Annotated in this window: 17 protein-coding genes; 13 read left to right on the top strand and 4 right to left on the bottom strand. The window is 70.5% G+C overall.

Going from position 1 to position 19,622, the window contains the following annotated elements:
* Nucleotides 1-32 precede the first annotated feature (32 nt).
* The 3 genes from ABD256_RS31285 to ABD256_RS31275 are packed head-to-tail and all read left to right on the top strand — an operon-like array spanning nt 33 to nt 2,707.
* The gene (locus ABD256_RS31285; protein WP_344427155.1) at nt 33-821 is read left to right on the top strand and encodes a beta-ketoacyl-[acyl-carrier-protein] synthase family protein; all 789 of its coding nucleotides are present in this window, start codon (nt 33-35) and stop codon (nt 819-821) included.
* A gap of 12 nt (nt 822-833) precedes the next feature.
* Nucleotides 834-1,514, top strand: a complete 681-nt coding sequence (locus tag ABD256_RS31280; protein WP_344427152.1) for a DUF2786 domain-containing protein — start codon at nt 834-836, stop codon at nt 1,512-1,514.
* On the top strand, nt 1,514-2,707 hold the full coding sequence (locus ABD256_RS31275; RefSeq protein ID WP_344427149.1) for an acyl-CoA dehydrogenase family protein: 1,194 nt from the start codon (nt 1,514-1,516) through the stop codon (nt 2,705-2,707). Before ABD256_RS31280 ends, ABD256_RS31275 begins: the two co-directional genes overlap by 1 nt.
* 207 nt (nt 2,708-2,914) lie before the next feature.
* Here ABD256_RS31275 and ABD256_RS31270 read toward each other — a convergent pair whose 3' ends face one another.
* The 3 genes from ABD256_RS31270 to ABD256_RS31260 form a co-directional block, all read right to left on the bottom strand.
* Nucleotides 2,915-3,649 carry an SDR family oxidoreductase gene (locus ABD256_RS31270; RefSeq protein ID WP_344427146.1) on the bottom strand — a complete coding sequence of 245 codons (735 nt, stop codon included), beginning with the start codon at nt 3,647-3,649 and terminating at the stop codon, nt 2,915-2,917.
* Between the two features lie 250 nt (nt 3,650-3,899).
* On the bottom strand, nt 3,900-4,067 hold the full coding sequence (locus ABD256_RS31265; protein ID WP_344427143.1) for a DUF397 domain-containing protein: 168 nt from the start codon (nt 4,065-4,067) through the stop codon (nt 3,900-3,902).
* Nucleotides 4,068-4,080: 13 nt separating this feature from the next.
* Entirely contained in the window at nt 4,081-4,902 is an 822-nt protein-coding gene (locus tag ABD256_RS31260) for a helix-turn-helix domain-containing protein (RefSeq protein ID WP_344427140.1), read from the bottom strand.
* 231 nt (nt 4,903-5,133) lie between these two features.
* Between ABD256_RS31260 and ABD256_RS31255 the strand changes: the two genes are divergently transcribed.
* The 7 genes from ABD256_RS31255 to ABD256_RS31225 all read left to right on the top strand — a co-directional run bounded on the left by ABD256_RS31255 (nt 5,134) and on the right by ABD256_RS31225 (nt 8,733).
* Complete coding sequence (locus ABD256_RS31255; protein ID WP_344427137.1) at nt 5,134-5,322, top strand: hypothetical protein; 189 nt, start codon at nt 5,134-5,136, stop codon at nt 5,320-5,322.
* Entirely contained in the window at nt 5,319-5,486 is a 168-nt protein-coding gene (locus ABD256_RS31250; protein WP_344427135.1) for a hypothetical protein, read from the top strand. Before ABD256_RS31255 ends, ABD256_RS31250 begins: the two co-directional genes overlap by 4 nt.
* Nucleotides 5,483-5,833, top strand: a complete 351-nt coding sequence (locus tag ABD256_RS31245; RefSeq protein WP_344427133.1) for a hypothetical protein — start codon at nt 5,483-5,485, stop codon at nt 5,831-5,833. The genes ABD256_RS31250 and ABD256_RS31245 overlap by 4 nt, the downstream gene beginning before the upstream one ends.
* A 60-nt stretch (nt 5,834-5,893) precedes the next feature.
* On the top strand, nt 5,894-6,280 hold the full coding sequence (locus ABD256_RS31240) for a hypothetical protein (RefSeq protein ID WP_344427130.1): 387 nt from the start codon (nt 5,894-5,896) through the stop codon (nt 6,278-6,280).
* Between the two features lie 508 nt (nt 6,281-6,788).
* The gene (locus tag ABD256_RS31235) at nt 6,789-6,968 is read left to right on the top strand and encodes a hypothetical protein (protein WP_344427127.1); all 180 of its coding nucleotides are present in this window, start codon (nt 6,789-6,791) and stop codon (nt 6,966-6,968) included.
* Nucleotides 6,969-6,973: 5 nt separating this feature from the next.
* Nucleotides 6,974-7,447: a thioesterase family protein gene (locus ABD256_RS31230; RefSeq protein WP_344427124.1), complete on the top strand. Its 474-nt coding sequence runs from the start codon at nt 6,974-6,976 to the stop codon at nt 7,445-7,447.
* Nucleotides 7,444-8,733: an aminotransferase class V-fold PLP-dependent enzyme gene (locus ABD256_RS31225; protein ID WP_344427121.1), complete on the top strand. Its 1,290-nt coding sequence runs from the start codon at nt 7,444-7,446 to the stop codon at nt 8,731-8,733. The genes ABD256_RS31230 and ABD256_RS31225 overlap by 4 nt, the downstream gene beginning before the upstream one ends.
* Before the next feature lie 158 nt (nt 8,734-8,891).
* Here the strand turns inward: ABD256_RS31225 and ABD256_RS31220 are convergent, their stop codons facing one another.
* Complete coding sequence (locus ABD256_RS31220; RefSeq protein ID WP_344427335.1) at nt 8,892-9,536, bottom strand: response regulator; 645 nt, start codon at nt 9,534-9,536, stop codon at nt 8,892-8,894.
* Between the two features lie 172 nt (nt 9,537-9,708).
* Between ABD256_RS31220 and sbnB the strand changes: the two genes are divergently transcribed.
* From sbnB to ABD256_RS31205, 3 genes are read left to right on the top strand one after another with little or no spacing between them, the layout of a single operon-like run.
* Nucleotides 9,709-10,743, top strand: a complete 1,035-nt coding sequence (gene sbnB, locus ABD256_RS31215; RefSeq protein ID WP_344427118.1) for a 2,3-diaminopropionate biosynthesis protein SbnB — start codon at nt 9,709-9,711, stop codon at nt 10,741-10,743.
* Between the two features lie 38 nt (nt 10,744-10,781).
* Nucleotides 10,782-11,798 carry a 2,3-diaminopropionate biosynthesis protein SbnA gene (sbnA, locus tag ABD256_RS31210; RefSeq protein ID WP_344427115.1) on the top strand — a complete coding sequence of 339 codons (1,017 nt, stop codon included), beginning with the start codon at nt 10,782-10,784 and terminating at the stop codon, nt 11,796-11,798.
* Complete coding sequence (locus tag ABD256_RS31205; RefSeq protein ID WP_344427112.1) at nt 11,795-19,621, top strand: amino acid adenylation domain-containing protein; 7,827 nt, start codon at nt 11,795-11,797, stop codon at nt 19,619-19,621. The genes sbnA and ABD256_RS31205 overlap by 4 nt, the downstream gene beginning before the upstream one ends.
* Nucleotide 19,622 lies beyond the last annotated feature (1 nt).

Genomic DNA, 19,622 nt, shown 5'->3' with positions numbered 1-19,622 from the left:
TGTACCGGACCGGCGGCACCACAGTTCCCCGCTTGGCCGAGGGCGGGAGTCCGGCGCGCGGCGCCGAACTCCCGCTCCGGCTGGCCAGGATCGTCCGGAGGGAGTTCCCCGAACCGGGCTGCCGCGTCGAGGATCCCGACGTCCTCGGGTTCCTGAACGACGCAACAGCACGGCAGGCACGGCGGGGAACGGTCGCGAAGGCGGATTCCGTGGTCGGAACCACCTTCGCGGCGATGGCACGCGACATCGTCTCGCTGCTGCGCACCGCGGGCGAGCTGGACGAGGAGTTCGACCTCGTCCTCGTCGCGCACGCGACACCGGACCTGCACCCGTGGGTCTCGCCAGCCACCTACCTGAACCACGCGCTGCCCGGTGACCCACTCACCTTCAGCGTGTCCGACCAGGGCGCGTCCGCGGCGTACACCGCGCTGCGGATCATCGCCGACTACAGCAGGCGGCACTCCTACCGGCGTGTGCTGCTGCTGCTCGCCGACCAGTCCACCGCCTCGTGCGACGGGGGCACGGCACCCGAACCGGGTGGCGATGTCGCCGTGGCGCTGGTACTGGACGCCTCGGCGGGCAGCACGCTGTCCGTCGAGCAGTTCCGCGGGGTCGGTCCGTCCGATGTGGACGGACTGCTGGCCGCGCGGGTGGCGGAACTGGGCACCCCGGAGGTGGTGCCGGGACCCGGGATCCTCGGCGACGAACCCGGGGCAGGCGGCAGGCCGTGCGGCGGGATCTGGCGCGCCGTCGCGGGTCCGACCGTGTTCGCCGACTACGACGCGAGCCGCGGCGAGCTGTCGCTGTGCCTCGCTTCGTGAGGGGAGAAAACGATGACGACGACCACCCAGGCCGACGTGTGGGACCGCGGGCGCGCCACCGCGCGCACGCTCGGGGCCGCGCCCGCGCTGTACGAGCTGCAGCGGTACCTGCTGCCGGGGCTGCTGCCGTTCAGCCGTGACGGGTTCGCGGTGCTTCCCGCCGGTCTCGCCGCCGACACCAGCCAGGTGTGGCTCGACGGGACCGTGCTCGACCGCGGCCGGGAACGGCTGCTGCCCGGCGAACTGGACGCGCCGGGCGGGCCGCTCGTGCAGTACCGGCACCCGGCGCCGCACGACGCCGCCCCGCACGGGGACGTCGTGCGGCTGAACTGGGCGCGCGGTGTGGCCGGCGTGCGGCTCGGGCTGTCCGAGGCGTTGCTGGAGCGGTGCGTCGACTACCTCGCGGGAAGACATGCCCAGGACGGCAGCCTCCTGCTGCACCCGGTGCTGAAGGACGCGCTCGCCGACGCGCTGATCGATCAGCTCGAAGCCGCCGCCGTGCTGCACGGCGACGGGCCGGCACCGCGCCCGCGGCTGCTCCGCCACGTGCACGAGCGGCTCTCGGGCGCCGACCGCGGCCTCCTGCGCACGCTCGGCGCCAGCGGGTTCACCGCGGCGGGCGCGGGCAGGCTGGCCAGGGCGTCGGAGCTGCTCGCCGACGCCTACGCCTCGAACCTCGGGAAGGAGGACTGATGTTCGCTCTCGACGACAAGCTGCTCGCGCTGCGGGGCCAGGCACGGGAATGGGCCGGCGACTTCCGCGCGGCGGCGCTCGACGTCGACCGGGACCCGGACGGGATCGGGAAGCACCTCGACCTGCCAGGGGTCCGGTTCATGTCGACGCTGATGATCCCGCCGGAGTACGGGCACTCCCCCGAGCTGATCGGCGGGTACCGGTTCCACTGCTCGACGGCGCTGGAGCGGACGGTCCTGATGGAGGAGCTGGCCGTCGGCGACGCGGGGCTGCTGCTGGGCGCGCCGGGCCCGTCGATGTCCGGTGTGCTCGTCGACGTCCTCGGCGACACCGAGCAGAAGCAGTGGTACTACGACAGGCTGCTGGCGAAGCCGACGTGGACGTTCTTCGGGCTCACCGAACCGGAAAGCGGTTCGGACGCGGCGGCCATGCGGACCGCGCTGGTGCTCGGGAAGGACGGCGCGCCTTCGGTGCTCACCGGCGAGAAGCGCTACGTGGGCAACGCGTCGCGCGCCGAGATGGGCGTGGTGCTGGCGCGGCACCGGTCCGGGCCGCTCGGGGTGACCGCGGTGCTGCTGGAAACCGCGCTCCCCGGTGTTTTCGCGGAGCCGATCGAATCGCTCGGCATGCGCGGCGCGCGGATCAGCGCACTGCGGTTCGAAAGCGTCGAGGTGCCGTCGAACCGGGTGCTGGGCATGCACCTCCCGCCGACCAAGCGCGGGATGTGGGCGGCGGTGCAGGTCTTCGACCGGCTGCGCTCTTCGGTGGCGGCGGTCGCGCTCGGGATCGCCCGCGCGGCATACGAATACGTACTGCACAATCGCGCCCTGCTCACACTTTCCGAACGCGACCGGCTCGACCGGCTCGGCGCGAGCATCGACTGCGCCCGCGAACTGCTGCACATGGCGGCGGCCGCGGTGGACTACGGCCGCGACGGCGGACAGCTCGCGTCCGCGGCGAAGGCCCGCACCTGCCGCCTTGCCGAGGACGTGACGGTGGCCGCGTGCGAGTTCTTCGGCCCCGGCGCGCGCGTGCAGCACCCGCTGCTGGACAAGCTCGTGCGCGATGCCAGGGGCGTGGAGTTCATGGAGGGCACCGGGAACATCCAACGGCTCAACGTGTTCCACGGCTTGATCCTCGGGAAGCGGCGATCCCCTTCGGCGCCGCAGGTCCCCGTCCAGACGCCGAGGTAGCCTTCGCCAAGCGCCCCCGGCACCGAGAAATGCCGGGGGCGTTCGCCGTGCCCATGACAGCCGCGATGGGCCTCGGGGAGCGCCGGGTTCAACGCAGCCTCGCGGACCGCTGCTCGGCGACCTGCTCGCGGACCGCCTCAGCGATACGCCTCTCACGCTGGTCGACTGAGCTGGCGCCGAGCTCGCGGTCCACGATCCTCGCAACCGTCACAACTGGGTGCCGCCACCGTCGACGGTCAGCTCGGCGCCGGTGGTGTAGGTCGCGTCGAAGGCGAGGAACAGGGCGGCACGCGCGACCTCCTCCGGATTCCCCAGGCGCCGCATCGGAATCTGGGCGACGAAGCCCTCCGACATTTCCGCCACCACGTCGGCGGGCAGGCCCCTGAGCAGAATGCCGGTGTCGATCGGCCCCGGGCTCACCGCGTTGACCCGGACACCGCGCGGCAGCAGGTCGCGAGCCCAGGTCCGCGCCATCGACCGGAGGGCGGCCTTGCTCGCCGAGTAGACGCCGTGGTCCGGCAGCCCCAGCTCGTTCGCGATCGAGGTGGTCAGCACCACGCCACCGCCCTCGGCCAGCAACGGCAGCAGCCGCTGCAAGGTGAAGTAGGGCCCCTTGGTGTTGGCCGCGAACACGGCGTCGTACCGCTGCTCTGTCATCGCCTCGAACGATGTCGAGTCGGCGGTGCCCGCGTTCAGGAACACCGCGTCCAGTTGACCGAACGTGTCCTCGACCCTTCCTGCCAGTGCGTCGATGTCGGCTTTCGAGGTGGCGTCGCTGCGGACCGCGATCAGGCCCTCTTCGCTCGCGGTTTCGAGTGCGGCTTCCGCACGCCCCGTGACCATCACCCGAGCGCCCGCCGCGGCCAGCAGGCGTGCGATCGACAGGCCGATTCCACCGCTGCCCCCGGTGACCAGTGCGCGCTTTCCGTCGTATTTCTCCATGCCCCGATCAAATCCCGGCACCGCGACGGTGTCCAAGACCTGTTGCGCAACCCGTCATACGCCTACCGCATGACAGCACTCAGGCAGGTTTCCTATCAGTCCGTTGTGGACCTGAGTCGCCGCCCTGCCGCGGGAAGAGATGGAGATCGCCGTCCGCGATTCCGGTTGCGCTCTTCCCGGCCGCACCCGGAACCCGACACGGAACGCCCCCGGCACCAAGATGGTGCCGGGGGCGTTCGTCGTGCTCGGCTCAACCGCCGAGGCGCGCGAGGAACGCGCCCCACGCCGCCGGGGCGAGGTCGATCTGGCCACCCGGCCGGTCCTTGGTGTCCCGCACCTCGACGCGCGCCGTCAACCGCACCTCGACGCAGTTGCTCTCACCTTGAGTCCACGAAGATTTCCTCCACGCCTCGTCCACGCTGGCTCCTCCGTCAGTCGATCTCTTCGATGCGCCTACGGAGGATGTTCCCAGACTCAACGTTGTTCGCCGCCTTACCCCAGACCTCGTCAAAGGCCGTTTCGTAGACCGCCGTCTCGTCAGCTTCGTGGATATAGGTCGCGTCGGTCATGCCCTCGATGTAGACCCTCGTGAGGTTCGGCGAAGCGAGGCGCAGGATCTTGAAGCCCACGCCGATCGTGCGGTAGGCGCCGACGGAGTTCGGCAGGATCCGGATCGACACGTTCGGTCGCTTTCCAGCCTGAAGCAGGTGATCGAGTTGCTCTCGCATCACGTCGGCACCGCCGACCATGCGATGCAGACTCGCCTCACCGAGCAAGACCCGCAAGCGTGGCGGCTCCGGCCGAGCAAGGATCGCCTGCCGCGCGATCCGATCTGCGACGAGGTCGGCGACCTGTCCTTCCAGTGACATGTCGAGCAGTGCTCGCGCGTACGCCTCCGTCTGGACGAGCGCGTGGATCAGCTCAGCATCGAAGTGGTCGATCTGGATCGCAGCGCGTTCGAGCGTCACGTAGGTCTGCGCGAAGTCGGCCACGTGCGCCGACGACTCGCGCTTCCTCGCCGCATCGGCCAGCAGGTGCAGGGTGCTCCGCTCGCCCTCGTTGAGCTTGTACAGGTCGGCGAGTCGATCGATCTCGGCGGCGACCGGGACTCGTTTGCCCTGCTCGACGCGGGACACCTTGCCCGGATACCAGCGAAGATCGTCTTCGACGGTCTTCGCCTGAACGCCCACGCGCTCTCGGAGGGTGCGGAGCATCTCACCGAGTTCGAACCGCTGCGGGTTCTGTTGCGCCATTCGTGCTCCTTCTCCAGACAACTGTCCGTCAACATCCTGCCTCATCCATCACCAGTTGCGCAGTTCGCCCATTCGAGTCTAGATAGCTGTCCATGTCCAGTTATAACCTGCCATCGGGCCAAGGCCGCTTTCTCGGTTCCTCCGAACCAAGATGCGCCGGCGGTGAAGGCCCGGGCGGTGGGTCCGCTACCCGGCGGGCCCACCGCTCCCCACCTGCCGAAGGAGATTGGGATGGCCGCGTTTCTGGTGGTTCCGTTGTTCGCGCTCGCGGCGATCCTCCCCGTCGCGCGCTGGCTCGCCGTCTCCGTGCCGCCGAGGTACGAGGTGCCAGCGGGGCGTACCCGCGTGGTGCTCGATGAGGCGTTCGGCTACGAGCACGTCGAGCCGCTCGCCCGGCGTGATCTGGTGGCGCTGTTATGAGCTGGGCGAGCTGTGACGACGATCGTCAGCACTGGATCGTGCGCGTGTTCCGCAACCGCGACGGCGTGACGCTGCGGACCGCGTGCGGCACCGCGTTCGGCCCGAGCATCCGGACCGCGAAGAACCTGTGCGAGAACTGCGCCGCCTGGAGGGGCCGGACATGAGCTTCCACGTCACCTACGTGCGCCACGCCAGCGACACCGGCCGAACAGTGCACCGGCTGCGCCACTACCGCGGCCACGAGCACGAAGTCGAACTCGACTGCGGAAGACGGTTCGCCCCCTACGACCTGTTCCGCCTCGACGAAGACGACTGGCGCCGCGACACCGCCTGCCCAGGCTGCCACCACCACCTGCTGACCCTGACCGACGGCGAAAACACCACCTGGCACGAAGCACCCGACGACCGCGGCCACCCCTCCGGCGCATTCGCACCACTCGGTGAAACCCCGGACGAGCTGACCCCGATGGCCGAGATCGTGCGCATGTGGGGCATCCGAGACCTCGGCTGACGGGGGCATTCGCAGCGAAACCACCGCATAGCGGACGTCACTGTGCCAAGATCCCCAGGCATGTCGACGCACTCCACCGAGGACGAGAATTCCGGGGCAGCCAGGGACCTTGTCCTTCGAGCCATCTGGCCCGACATGATCGACGGCTGGTCCGAACCGGGCGCGCTGGAGGCGACTCCGGCCGCGGCCCGGCTGCTGGCCGCCGGTGCCGATCGGCAGGATCTGACCCGGCTCGCCAGGAACGCGGCTTACGACGCGGCGTTCCAGCTTCTGTACCGGTTGACCGCGCTGGGACGCGACGAGGACGCACCGGCGGACGCTCCGGGCTGGTGCCTGGTCGAGTGCACCCCGGAGTTCGAGCCGACCAAGAGGGAACTCGCTTCGCTGCACGAAGATCTGCTGAGCATGGACCCATCCGGCGAAGAGGGCGAAGACCTCTTCACCTGAGCACAACCCGGACAGCCAAAGCCAGCCGCGCCGGACGCGTGCGGGTTGGCGTCGAAGGCAATGCTCGCGCAGGCGCACGATTCGACCGGCGAGCCCTGAGCCGAATGCACGGGTTGCCCGATCGGCCCGAGGTTCTTGACTTCATCGCCCAAGATCTTGACAAAACGCGGACTTCTCGAATTCGCACCGCGAGCAGCGTCTTCCTGTGCCCTGCGCAACACTCATCAAGCCATGCGGAAACAATCCGCGGTCGCAACGAGACGCACGCATGGCGCAGGCGTTAACGGACGTGGCTCAGGTGTTAACTGTGAAAGAGTGATCAACTGGGCACTTGAGGTGACCTGTTCCTGGCTTGTACCGTTACGACAGCCGGTAAAGGTCACCCAAGGACACCCGGCAGGGCCCATACGGGGTTCTCAGCGGCGAGACGCCCGGCATCCGCTATTCGAACAGCCATCTTCGCTATTTCACTTTCCCGAAGCGCCCGCACTGTTGGGAGACTCAGCCGATGCACGACTACATTCTTTCCGTTGCACAAGAATTGTTCGACGAAAAACTCTGCGTGGATATCGACGAAATCGCCGCCACCGCGGGCGTCAAAGCAATTGTGGTGCGGGCCTACTTGCCGGATCCGTTCTCCGCGCCACTGGCCGTCGAGCCCGTGCCCGGCACCGCCCGGGTCCGGTGATCCCGATGCCCTTGTTCACCGGCGCCCTCCTCGGCCGCCGCCGGTCCGGTTCCGCCGCGGTTGCCCGGGTCGGCGAAACCCGCAGTACGCGTTACACGACTCAGCCCGCCGACTGCGTGCAACTCGGCGGCCCCGGTCCTGAATGGACCGACAAGCCCCCCGTGGTCGCCTCCTACGTACTGATCAGGCTGTGCGAGCAGTACTGCATGACGGTGCTGCTGGAGGACATGCCGCACGGACACTGCTCGCTGGGCAGCGGACAGCACTTCGACCACCGGGGCCCGATCGCCGTCGGCGCCGAGATCGAGACCACCGTCCGCTGCGTGGCCGCCGAAGACCTGCGCAGCAAGTGGGAGGTCACCGTCCGGGACGCACAGGACGTCGTCGGCGCGGGGTGGATGGCGTTCGCGCTGGTCGACAAGGCCAGGTTCGAGGCAAGGCACGTCACCCCCAAGTACGCGACGCTGACCATCGGATGAACGCGGTCGCGCAACGCCTTCCCCTTGCGGGCGCGGCGGAAGCGGCGTGGCGGGCACTCCGCCCCGAGTTCCGCTTGGACCGGTCCCGGATCCACCTGGCGAACTTCTTCCTGGCCTCCCCGCCCGCCGTCGTCCGCACCGCCGCGGACCACTGGCGGGCCCGGCTGGACGCCGATCCCCAGCTACTGGAGACGTTCCTGCTCGGCGACCTCGCCGAGCTGGGTTCCGGGGTCTCCGCTGAGAGCCCCTACCTCCAGGCGAAGGCCGCCATGGCCGGCTACCTGGGAGCGCCTGCCGAAGAGGTCGCCTTCGTCCCCAGCACCACCTCCGGGCTGGCCTTGGTCTACAACGGACTGTCCATTCCGGCCGGTGCCGAAATGGTGCTCACCCACGACGCCCACTATTCGCACCACCAAGCGATGCACCGCGCCGCCGAAAAGACCGGGGCGGCCGTGCGCAAGTGCGCGCTGTACCGCGACCCCGCCCGCGCGACCAGGGAGGAGATCCTCGACCGGGTCCGCGCCGCGCTCACCCCGCGCACCCGTTGCCTCGGCCTGACCTGGGTCAGCTCCCGCACCGGCGTCAAACTCCCGCTGCCGGAAATCGCCACCGTCGTCGCGGACGCCAATCGCGATCGCGACGAAGCGGATCGCTGCCTCCTCGTCGTCGACGGAGTGCAGGGTTTCGGCGCGGAGGACCACGACGCCGCCCGGCTTGGCGGCGACTTCTTCATCGCCGGTGCGCACAAGTGGTTCCTCGGCCCGGCGGGCACCGGCGTCGTGCACGGGCGCGCGCGGGCGTGGCGGCAGATCTCACCCACGATCCCGTCGTTCGAAATCGACGCCACCTTGCACGCGTGCTGGCGCGGCAACCGCCCCCTGCCCGCCACCCGGGCGTCCTACTTCGCGCCCGGCGGGTTCACCGACTACGCCAACGTCTTCGCGTTGACGGAAACGGCCGGGTTCCACCTTCGCATCGGGCGATCCGCGATCGCCGCCCGGATCCGCGAGCTGAACACGCGACTGCGGCAGGAGCTGGCCGAAACCCCCGGCATCCGGCTGCTCACCCCGCGGAACCCGGCCATGGCCGGCGGTCTCGTCTGCTTCCAGATCTCAGGCCGCGGCGCCGGCGAGGTCGTGGCGGCACTGGGGGCACACCGAATCAGAGCCGCCACGTCCCCGTACGCGGGTGCGACCGTCCGCATGGGCGCCGGAATCGTCAACAGCCACGATGAAATCGACCGCGCGATCGCCACCGTGCGCCTGATCGCCGCGCGACCGGCTTGACGACCGGCGCTCAGCCGCGGCCCGTCACAGGATGGTGATCATGTAGACCTGCGGCGGACGGTTCGGGAAGGTGATGTCGGTCCACCTCGGGATTCTCACGTGGTCGGAATTGGCGTCTTCGGCGACCTTCGCTCCGCGCACCGTAGCGACCGAACGGATCAGGCGCCGAGGTAGGTGAGCACCGCGCGCACCCGCCGGTTGTCGTCGGTCGACGGCGGCAGGTCGAGCTTCGTCAGGATGCTGCTGATGTGCTTGGCCACCGCCTTCTCGGTGACCACCATCGCCGCCGCGATCGCCGCGTTCGAGCGGCCCTCCGCCATCAGGCCCAGCACCTCCCGCTCGCGCTCGGTGAGCCGGTCGATGGTGCTGTCGGAGCTGGTCCGGCTCAGCAGTTTCGCCACCACGTCCGGGTCCATCACGGTGCCGCCGGCGGCGACCTGGTGCAGCGCGGTCACGAACTGCTGGCTGTTGAACACGCGGTCCTTGAGCAGGTAGCCGACGGCGCCCGTGCCGTCCTCCAGCAGCTCCCTCGCGTAGAGCTGCTCGACGTACTGCGACAGCAGCAGCACCGGCAGGCCGGGGTGGATCTTCCGCGCCTGCAAGGCGGTGCGCAGGCCCTCGTCGGTGAACGTCGGCGGCATCCTGATGTCGATGAGGCTGACGTCGGGCTTCTGCTCCGTCATCACGGCCAGCATCTCCGGGCCGCTGCCCACCGCCGCGACGATGTCGAAGCGGTGCGCTTCGAGCATGCGCACCAGTCCGTCCCGGAGCAGGAACTGGTCTTCCGCGACCGCTACGCGCACTTCGAACCCCTCCTCGAAGTCCCCCGCCACCGCGAGCGACCACCTGAATCTAGCCGGTGACCGGCGCGCTGACCAGGAATTCAGCTCGTCAGCTCGGGGTCAGCAGGGTGTCAGCGGGCTGGCAGACGGTGGACGTCGACAGAACACGAATGGGAGCGCGAGGAGCATGTCGATGCCCGAACAGCAGAGCAGCCCGACGTTCTCGGTGATCTCCGGGGCGCAGGTGCACGAGGTGCTTGGCCACCGGGAAAAGGAGATCGTCGAGCTGACCGAGGCGACCTACCTGCTGCACCACCAGCAGGCGACGGTGAACCCGCCGTCCTACTTCCTCCGCTTCCCCGACCGCCCGACCTCGCGCATCATCGCGCTGCCCGCTTCGGTCGGCGGTGATGTCGCGGTGGACGGCGTGAAGTGGATCTCCAGCTTCCCCGAGAACATCGCCGACGGCATCCCGCGCGCGTCCGCGGTGCTGATCCTCAACGACCAGAAGACCGGCTACCCGTTCGCCTGCCTGGAAAGCTCGATCATCAGCGCGGTGCGCACCGCGGCGTCCGCCGCACTGGCCGCGCAGCGCCTGTCCGAGCACCGCGCGCGCCCGCGCCGGCTCGGCATCGTCGGCACCGGCCTGATCGCGCGCTACATCCACACCTACCTCGCGGCCACCGGCTGGCAGTTCGACGAGATCGGCGTGCACGACCTGTCCGCCGAGCACGCCGAGGGCTTCCGCGGCTACCTGAACCGCACCGACACGGCCGAGGTGAAGGTCCACGAGGACGCGGAGAGCCTGATCCGCGCCAGCGACCTGGTCGTGTTCGCCACCGTCGCGGCGACCCCGCACGTGACCGACCCCGGCTGGTTCTCGCACGCGCCGCTGGTCCTCAACGTCTCGCTGCGCGACCTCTCCCCCGAGGTCGTCCTCGCCGCCGAGAACATCGTCGACGACGTGGACCACTGCCTGCGCGCGAACACCTCGGTGCACCTCGCCGAGCAGGCGACCGGCAACCGCGACTTCCTGAACGGGACGCTCGCCGAGGTCATCACCGGCGAGGTCGCGCTCGATCCCGCCCGGACGCTGATCTTCTCCCCGTTCGGGCTCGGGGTGCTCGACCTCGCCGTCGGACGGCACGTGCACGACGCCCTGCGCGACTCGGGCGAGCTGCGGCCGGTGGACGGCTTCTTCCACGACCTTCGCCGCCACGGGGAATGACCTTCACCCGTTCCGGCCACCCGAGTGATTGGGGCACGATGCGCGTCATCACGACTCCGCAAGAGTTCAACGTCGACGACCTGTACGTGGACCTGCGCGGTCTTGCCGGGTTCCCGCTGCTGCTCAAGTGCGAGGGCTTCAACTTCAGCGGCTCGATCAAGCTGAAGGCCGCCGTGCAGATGGTGGACAACGCCGAGCGCGAGGGCCGGTTGCGCCCCGGCTCGACGCTGGTCGAGAGCTCGTCGGGCAACCTCGGGGTGGCGCTGAGCACGGTCGCCGCGAGCCGCGGCTACCGGTTCGTCTGCGTCACCGACTCGCGGTGCACCCTCGGCGCGCGCCAGCTCATGCAGACCCTCGGCAGCACCGTGCAGGTGGTCACCGAGCCGGACCCGGAGCACGGGTTCCTCGGCGCGCGCATCGCGGTGGTCCGCAGGCTCGCCGGCGAACACGGTTACGTGTGGCTCAACCAGTACGCGAACGCGGGCAACTGGGGCGCGCACTACAACCGGACCGCGCAGGAGATCCTGCGCCACGTCCCGAACCTCGACGTGCTGTTCGTCGGCGCGGGCACCACCGGCACGCTGATGGGCTGCGCGCGGTTCCTGCGCGACGTCAAGCCTTCGGTGCGGGTGGTCGCGATCGACTCGGTCGGCTCCACCACCTTCGGCGGGCCCGCCGGGCAGCGGATGATCCCCGGCCTCGGCACCAGCACCCGGCCGCAGCTGCTGGACGAGTCCCTTGTGGACGATCTGGTGATGGTGCACGAGTCGGACACCATCAGGGCCTGCCGGTCGCTGGTGCGGCGCGGGTTCCTGTTCGGCGGTTCGACCGGGACGGTCGTGCACGGCGCACGGCACTGGGTCGCCGAGAACCGGCCGGACGGCAGGCTCACCGCGGTCGCGATCGCACCCGATCTCGGTGAGCGCTACCTGGACACCATCTACCACGACCAGTGGGTCGCCGACATCTACGGCCAGGAAGTCCTGGAAGACACCGCCGACTACAACGACACCTTCGCCGCTTCAACCACCGACCTCTCGGGGACGCTGCTATGACTTCGCCACAGGACACCGGGCTCCCGCTTTCCGCCGCACAGACCGACATCTGGTTCGACGAGCAGTTCGCCACCGGCAGCCTCGCCTACAACATGGGCGACTACCTCGACATCCGCGGGCCGGTCGACACCGGGCTGCTGTACGAGACGTTGCGGGTGCTGCTCACCGAGTCGGAGAACTCGCGGGTGCGCTTCACCGAGATCGACGGCGAGCCGCGCCAGGTGATCGAGCCGCTCGGCGAGCCGCCGGTGACGGTGTTCGACCTGAGCGCCGAGGCCGATCCCGAGGCCGCGGCGCTCGCCTGGATCCACGAAGACATGCGCGACCCGTTCGACGTCACCGAGGGCAGGCTCACCCGGTGGGCCATCATCACCCTCGCCGACGACCGCGTGTGGTGCTACATGTGCGTGCACCACATCATCGGCGACGGCTACAGCGAAATGCTGTGGTGGCAGCGGGTCGCCGCGATCTACGCCGCGCTGGAAAAGGGCGAGTCCACTTCGGACGGCGCGTTCCCGCCGCTGGCGCAGCTCGTGAACGCCGAGATCGAGTACACGCAGGGCCCGCGCTGGGAGAAGGACCGCGCGTACTGGAACCGTGAACTCGAAGGCGCGCCCGAACTCGTGAGCCTGTCCGGCCGCGAGCCCGAGCCCGCCAGCGCGCAGATGCGCCGCAACCTCCGCCTCGACGACGACACCGCCGCCACCCTGCGCGCGGTCGCCGAGCAGGCGAAGGTCACCTGGCCGACGTTCGTCATCGCCGCCACCGGCGCCTACCTCCGCAAGCTGCTCGGCACCGAGGAGGTGCTGCTGACGCTGCCGATCGCGGGCCGCAGCGGCCCCGCGATGCGCGCGGTGCCGGGGATGGTCGCGAACTACGTGCCGGTGCGGCTGCGCGTCGGCAACACCACCACGGTCCGCGACGTGCTCACACAGGCGTCGAAGTCCCTTGCCAGGGCGTTGAAGGCCCAGCGCTTCCCGACCTCGAAGATCCGCAAGGAGATGGCCCTCCGCGTCGACAACCGCCGCCCGTTCGGGCCGTTCGTGAACGTGCTGCCCGGCGCGCCGGCGCTGAAGCTCGGCGAGTGCACGACCGTGCTGAACAACCTGTCCACCGGCATCGTCAACGACCTCATGGTGACGGTCGTGGAGCCGACGCCGGGCGGGGTCGAGGTGCACTTCAACGGCAACCCCGAGCTGTACAGCGCGGAGCAGATCGAGGGCCACCTCGACCGGTTCGTGCAGTTCATGCTCGCGCTCGCGCACGCGGGCCCGGACGAGCTGGTCAGCAGGGTCGACGTGGTCACCGGCGCCGAAGGGCGCGACCTGGCCGACTGGGGCACCGGCGAATGGGTGCCGGACGACTGCGAAACCGGTGTCCTCACCCGGGTTCGCGCGATCGCGGGCGAGCGCCCGGACGCCGTCGCGGTCGTCGACGACGAACGCGAAGTGACCTACGCGCGGCTCGTCGCGTGGGCGGACCGGCTGGCGGGACGGCTCGGTTCGACCGGCGTCGGCCCGAACTCGCTCGTCGGCGTGCTCGCCGCACCGGGTGCCTGCTTCGCGGGCTCGATCCTCGGCATCTTCGGCGCGGGCGCCGCGTACGTCCCGCTCGACGTCACCGCCCCGGTCGCCCGCAACGCGAGCCTGCTGTCGGACAACGAGATCGGCACCGTCGTCGTCGGCGAGGGGCAGGAAGCCGCGGCCGAGCAGCTCGCCGCCGCCTACCCCGGTGTGACGCTCGTGCCCGCGAGCCACCCGTTCGACGGCACCTTCGCCGAGCCCGCCACCGAGCCGGGCTCCGCCGACGACCTGGCGTACGTGATCTTCACCTCCGGGTCCACCGGCAAGCCGAAGGGTGCGATGATCCACCGCGCGGGCATGCTGAACCACCTGCTGGCCAAAGCAGACACGCTCGGCATGACCGCGGCCGACCGGACCGTCCACAACGCACCGGTCACCTTCGACATCTCGGTGTGGCAGATGCTCGCGCCGCTGCTCACCGGCGGCACCGTCCGCACCGTCTCCCGCGACACCGCCGCGGACCCCGACGTCCTGTTCGGCACCGCGCATTCCGAGGGCGTGACCGTCCTCGAAGTGGTGCCCTCGCTGCTCGGCGCGGCACTGGACACCTGGGCCACTCCCCCGCCGCTGCCGCACCTGCGCTGGCTGCTCGTCACCGGCGAGACCCTGCCGCCGCACACCGCGACGAGCTGGACCACGCACTACCCGCACATCCCGCTCGTCAACGCCTACGGGCCGACGGAATGCTCCGACGACGTCACGCACGCCACCATCGGACCGGACAACCCGCCGGTCACCCGCACTCCGATCGGCACGCCGCTGCGCAACACGCGACTGTACATTTTGGACGACCAGCTCCGGCCCGTCCCGCCCGGCACGCCGGGTGAGCTGTACGTCGCCGGGATCGGGGTCGGGCGCGGCTACCTGCACAACCAGGAGCGGACCACCTCGACCTACATCGCGGACCCGTTCGCCTCCGACGGCAGCAGGATGTACCGCACCGGCGACCACGTCCAGCTCATCGACGGCGAACTGCACCACCTGCAGCGCCGCGACCACCAGGTCAAGATCCGCGGCCACCGCATCGAACTCGGCGAGATCGAGGCGGCGCTGCGGACCCGGCCCGGTGTCACCGGTTCGGTCGTGCTGGCCGTGCCGGACGCGAACGGGCACCAGCGCCTGATCGGCTACGTCACCGGTCCGTCCACACTGGACGGTGCGGTACTGCGCGACGCGCTGCGCGAGTTCCTGCCGGAGTACCTGGTGCCCTCGGCGATCGTGGCGCTGCCCGAGTTCCCGCTGACCCCGCACGGAAAGCTCGACCGGGACGCGCTGCCGACCCCGGACCTCAGCGCCGCCCGGCAGGGCCGCGCGCCGCGCACGCCGGAGGAAGAGATCATCTGCGCCGCGATGGCCGGTGCGCTCGGCGTCAAGGCGATCGGTGCCGACGACAACTTCTTCGCGCTCGGCGGCGACTCGATCATCGCCATCCAGGCCGTGACGAAGGCGCGCAAGGCCGGGCTGGTGTTCACCCCGCGCGACATCTTCACGCACAAGACCCCCGCTTCGCTGGCCCTGGTCGCCAAGCACGCCGACGCCGCGCGCGAGACGGTGGACGACGGCGTCGGCCAGCTCGACCTCACGCCGATCGCGCACCAGCTCAACTTCGAGACCAACGGCCAGTCCGAACCGGTCGCCGAGTTCAGCCAGTACGTGGTGCTCCCCGTGCCGTCCGAAGTGGACGCGGCGACGATCGGGACCGCGCTGCAGACCGTGCTCGACCGGCACGACGCGCTGCGCATGCGGCTCGACGTCCCGACGTTCGGGGTGTGGAGCCTGGAGATCGCCGAGCGCGGCTCGGTGCGCGCGGAATCGCTGGTGCGCACGGTCGCGGTGCCCGCGGGCACCGATCCAGCCGCGGCCGTCGAGGAGCAGGTCGAACGCGCACGCGAGCGGCTCGCTCCGGACGAGGGCAGGATGGTGCAGGCGGTCCTGCTCGAATCGGGGCCAGGCAAGCCGAAGCGCCTGCTGCTGATGGTGCACCACCTCGCCGTCGACGGCGTGTCCTGGCGCATCATCGTGCCGGACCTCCGCCAGGCGTGGGAGGCCGTGTCCGCCGGGCGCGCGCCCGAACTGGACCCGGTCGGCACCTCCTACCGCCGCTGGTCCCAGCTCCTGTCGGAAAACGCCCGCACCAGCGAGCGCCTCGGCGAGGTTCCCCTGTGGACAGAGCAGCTCTCGCCGGTGGACTCGCTGCTCGGCAGGCGCGCACTGGAGACCTGCCGCGACGTCCGCGCCACCGCGCACGAACTGCGGCTCGAACTCTCCGGTGAGACCACCGCGGCGCTGCTGACCTCGGTGCCCGCCGCGTTCAACGCCGAGATCAACGACGTGCTGCTGGCCGCGCTCGCGATGGCCGTCGCCGACTGGCGGCAGCGCACCCAGCGGCTCAACGACGGCCGCGTGCTCGTCGAGCTGGAAGGCCACGGGCGCGAGCACATCGCGGACGAACTGGACCTCGGCCGCACGGTCGGCTGGTTCACCAGCGTCTTCCCGGTGTGCTTCGACCTCGGCCAGCCGGACTGGCCGGACCTGTGGGCCGCCGGCGAGACCGCGGGCGGGGCGATCAAGACCGTCAAGGAGCAGCTTCGCGCACTGCCCGACCACGGCCTCGGCTTCGGCCTCCTGCGGTTCCTGAACCCGCAGACGGTCGGGCACCGCGGGCTTTCCGGCATCCCCCAGATCGGCTTCAACTACCTCGGCCGGTTCTCCGCCGGGAGCGATTCGGACTGGGCGCTGGAGTCCGCGACGATGGTCGGTACCGGCACCAGCCCGGACATGCCGTTGCGGCACGTGCTCGCGGTGACGCCGGTGACCGAGGACCGCGCCGACGGCCCGCACCTGGTCGCCGACTGGCTGTGGGCGGGTGAGGTGCTGGAGGACGAGGACGCCGAGGACATCGCGCGCACCTGGTTCCGCGCACTGGAAACCCTCGTCGAACACGCCTCCGCCGAGGGCGCGGGCGGTCCTACCCCGTCCGACTTCTCGGTCGCCGGGCTGAGCCAGGCCGACGTCGACGGCTTCCACGCCGCGACCGGCGGCATCTCCGACGTGCTGTCGCTTTCCCCGCTGCAGCAAGGACTCCTGTTCCACTCGGAGTTCGACGACGGTGACGCCGAGGTGTACGCGCTGCAGGTGGTCGTCGACCTGGACGGGCCGGTCGACGCGGACGCGATGCGCGAAGCGTGCGCCGCCGTGCTGGCCAGGCACGCCAACCTGCGCGCCGCGTTCCGGTACACCCGCACCGGGCAGCCGGTGCAGCTTATCCCCGAACACGTGCGCAACCCGTTCACCGAAATCGACGTCTCCGGGCTGTCCGAAGTGGAGCGGGCGGCCGAACTGGACCGGCTGACCGCGGCCGACCGCGAACGGCGCTTCGACGTCACCGAGCCGCCCCTGATGCGGTTCACCATGGTCCGCACCGGGGAAGACCGGTGCCGTCTGCTGTGGACGTTCCAGCACATACTGGTGGACGGCTGGTCGATGCCGATACTGGCGCGCGAGGTGTTCGCGCTCTACGCCGACCCGGCGGCGGCCCTGCCGGAGCCGCGGCCCTACCGCGACTACCTCGCCTGGCTGGACGCGCAGGACCGCGAGTCCTCGCTGGAGGTCTGGCGCACCGTCCTTTCCGGACTCACCTCGCCGACCAGAGTCGCGCCGGTGGACGTGGAGCGGACCCCGACGCTGTCGGAGTCCTCGGTCACCGAACTGCCGGAGGACGTCACCACCGCGCTGACCGCGTTCGCCAGGGCCAACGACCTCACCGTCAACAGCGTGGTGCAGGGCTGCTGGGCGGTCCTGCTCGGGCACCTCACCGGGCAGTCCGACGTGGTCTTCGGCGCCACCGCCTCGGTCCGCCCGCCGGAACTGGCCGGTTCCGACGAGATGGTCGGCATGTTCCTGAACACGCTGCCGGTGCGCGCGGGGCTCGACCCGGCGAGCACGCTGCGGACGCTGTTCGCGACCGTGCAGGACCAGCGGGTCACCGTGCGGCCGCACGAGTACCTCGGCCTCGTCGACGTGCAGAACACGGTGGCGGCGCTGGCGGGCACCGGCGAGCTATTCGACACCGCGGTGGTGTTCGAGAACTTCCCGATGGACCCGGAGTCGATGAAGAACGCGCCGTCGGGCACCACGGTGCGCGACGCGTTCGCCAGCGACGCCAGGCACTACCCGCTGAGCCTGGTGGTGCTGCCCGGCTCGAAGCTGACGCTGCGGCTGGACTACCTCCCCGAGGTGTTCAGCGCGGACGAGGTCGACGGCTTCGCGGCCAGGTTCCGCCGCCTGCTGGACATCGTGCTGTCCGATGTGGACACTCCGCTGGGCAGGCTCGAACTGCTCGGCAGCGACGAGCGGGCCCAGTCCCTGCTGCAGGGCACACCGGTCGACGACCCCGCCGAGAGCACGGACGTCGTGCAGCGGGTGCGCGACCTGGCGCTCTCCCGGCCCGCCGCGATCGCGGTGGCCGACGACGAGCGCGAGCTGACCTACGCACAGGCCGCCGGCCGGTCGAGCGCACTGGCGCGCAGGCTGGACGGGGCCGGGCTGGTCGCGGTGTTCGCCGCGCCGGGCACCCGGTTCGTCTGCTCGATCCTCGGCGCGCTCGGCGCGGGCGGGGCGTACCTGCCGCTCGACGTCACCGCGCCGATCCCCCGCAACGCCGGCATCCTCGGCGAGGCGGGCGCGGCGACCCTGGTCACCACCGAGGACCTGCGCGCGCTGGCCGGTGAGGTCGTGGCGGCGGCGGGCACGGAAACCGAGATCGTGGTGATCGACGACGCCGAGGACCCGCTCGACGACCTGGTGCCCCTGCGGGGTTCCGGCGCCGACCTGGCGTACGTGATCTTCACCTCCGGTTCGACGGGCAAGCCGAAGGGCGCGATGATCCACCGCGCCGGGATGCTGAACCACCTGTACGCCAAGGTGGACACGCTCGGCATGACCGAGTCCGACAAGACCGTCCACAACGCACCGGTCACCTTCGACATCTCGGTGTGGCAGATGCTCGCGCCGCTGCTCACCGGCGGCACCGTGCGCACCGTGTCCCACGACACGGCCGCCGACCCGAACGCCCTGTTCGGGCTGGCGGACACCGAACGCGTGACGATCCTCGAAGTGGTGCCCTCACTGCTCGGCGCGGCGCTGGACCTGTGGGCCGCTCCCCCGCCCCTGCCGCACCTGCGCTGGCTGCTCGTCACCGGGGAGACCCTGCCGCCGGACACGGCGGCGCGGTGGACCGAGCGCTACCCCGGGATCCCGCTCGTCAACGCCTACGGGCCGACGGAATGCTCCGACGACGTCACGCACGCCACCATCGGGCCGGACAACGCGCCCACCACGCGCAGCCCCATCGGCACCCCGCTGCGCAACACGCGACTGTACATTTTGGACGACCAGCTCCGGCCGGTCGCACCGGGCACACCGGGTGAGCTGTACGTGGCGGGCATCGGCGTCGGTCCCGGTTACCTGCGCAACCCGGTCCGCACCGCGTCGGCGTACCTGCCCGACCCGTACGCCTCGGACGGCACCCGGATGTACCGCACCGGCGACCACGTCCAGCTCACCGACGGGCAGCTCCACCACCTGCAGCGCCGCGACCACCAGGTCAAGATCCGCGGCCACCGCATCGAACTCGGCGAGATCGAAACCGCGCTGCGGACCAGGCCCGAGGTCGCCGAAGCGGCGGTCAGGGTCGACGCGGGCACGGTGGGGCACCAGCGGCTCATCGGCTACGTCACCCCGGCGGGGGGCGCGGTCGACGGCGCGGACGTGCGCCGCGCGCTACAGGGTTCGCTGCCGGACTACCTGGTGCCCTCGGTCGTGCTGACGGTGGACAGGATGCCGCTGACCCCGCACGGGAAGCTCGACCGCGACGCGCTTCCGCTGCCGGAGGCCGACTTCGCCGACGTGTGGGGTGGGCGCGCCGCGCAGACCAAGGAAGAGGAGGTCCTCTGCACCGCGATGGCCGAGGTGCTCGGGCTCTCCAGGATCGGCGCGGAGGACAACTTCTTCGCGCTCGGCGGCGACTCGATCCTGTCGATCAAGGTGGTCGGCCTGGCGCGCTCGGCGGGGCTGGCGATCGGGATCAGGGACGTCTTCCGGCACAAGACCGCCGCCGCGATCGCCGGAACGGCGCGGTGGACGGCCGAAGCCGCCATCCCGGAAGCACCGGAGGCGGACGACTCGCTGCTCACCATCGCCGACGACGAAATGGACGAGCTCGAGCTCGGACTGGACTGAC

Origin of the sequence: Amycolatopsis minnesotensis (assembly GCF_039529815.1) — a bacterium.
GTDB lineage: Bacteria > Actinomycetota > Actinomycetes > Mycobacteriales > Pseudonocardiaceae > Amycolatopsis > Amycolatopsis minnesotensis.
The sequence above is the reverse complement of the archived record's forward strand: the minus strand, read 5'-3'. Positions and strand labels throughout refer to the sequence as shown.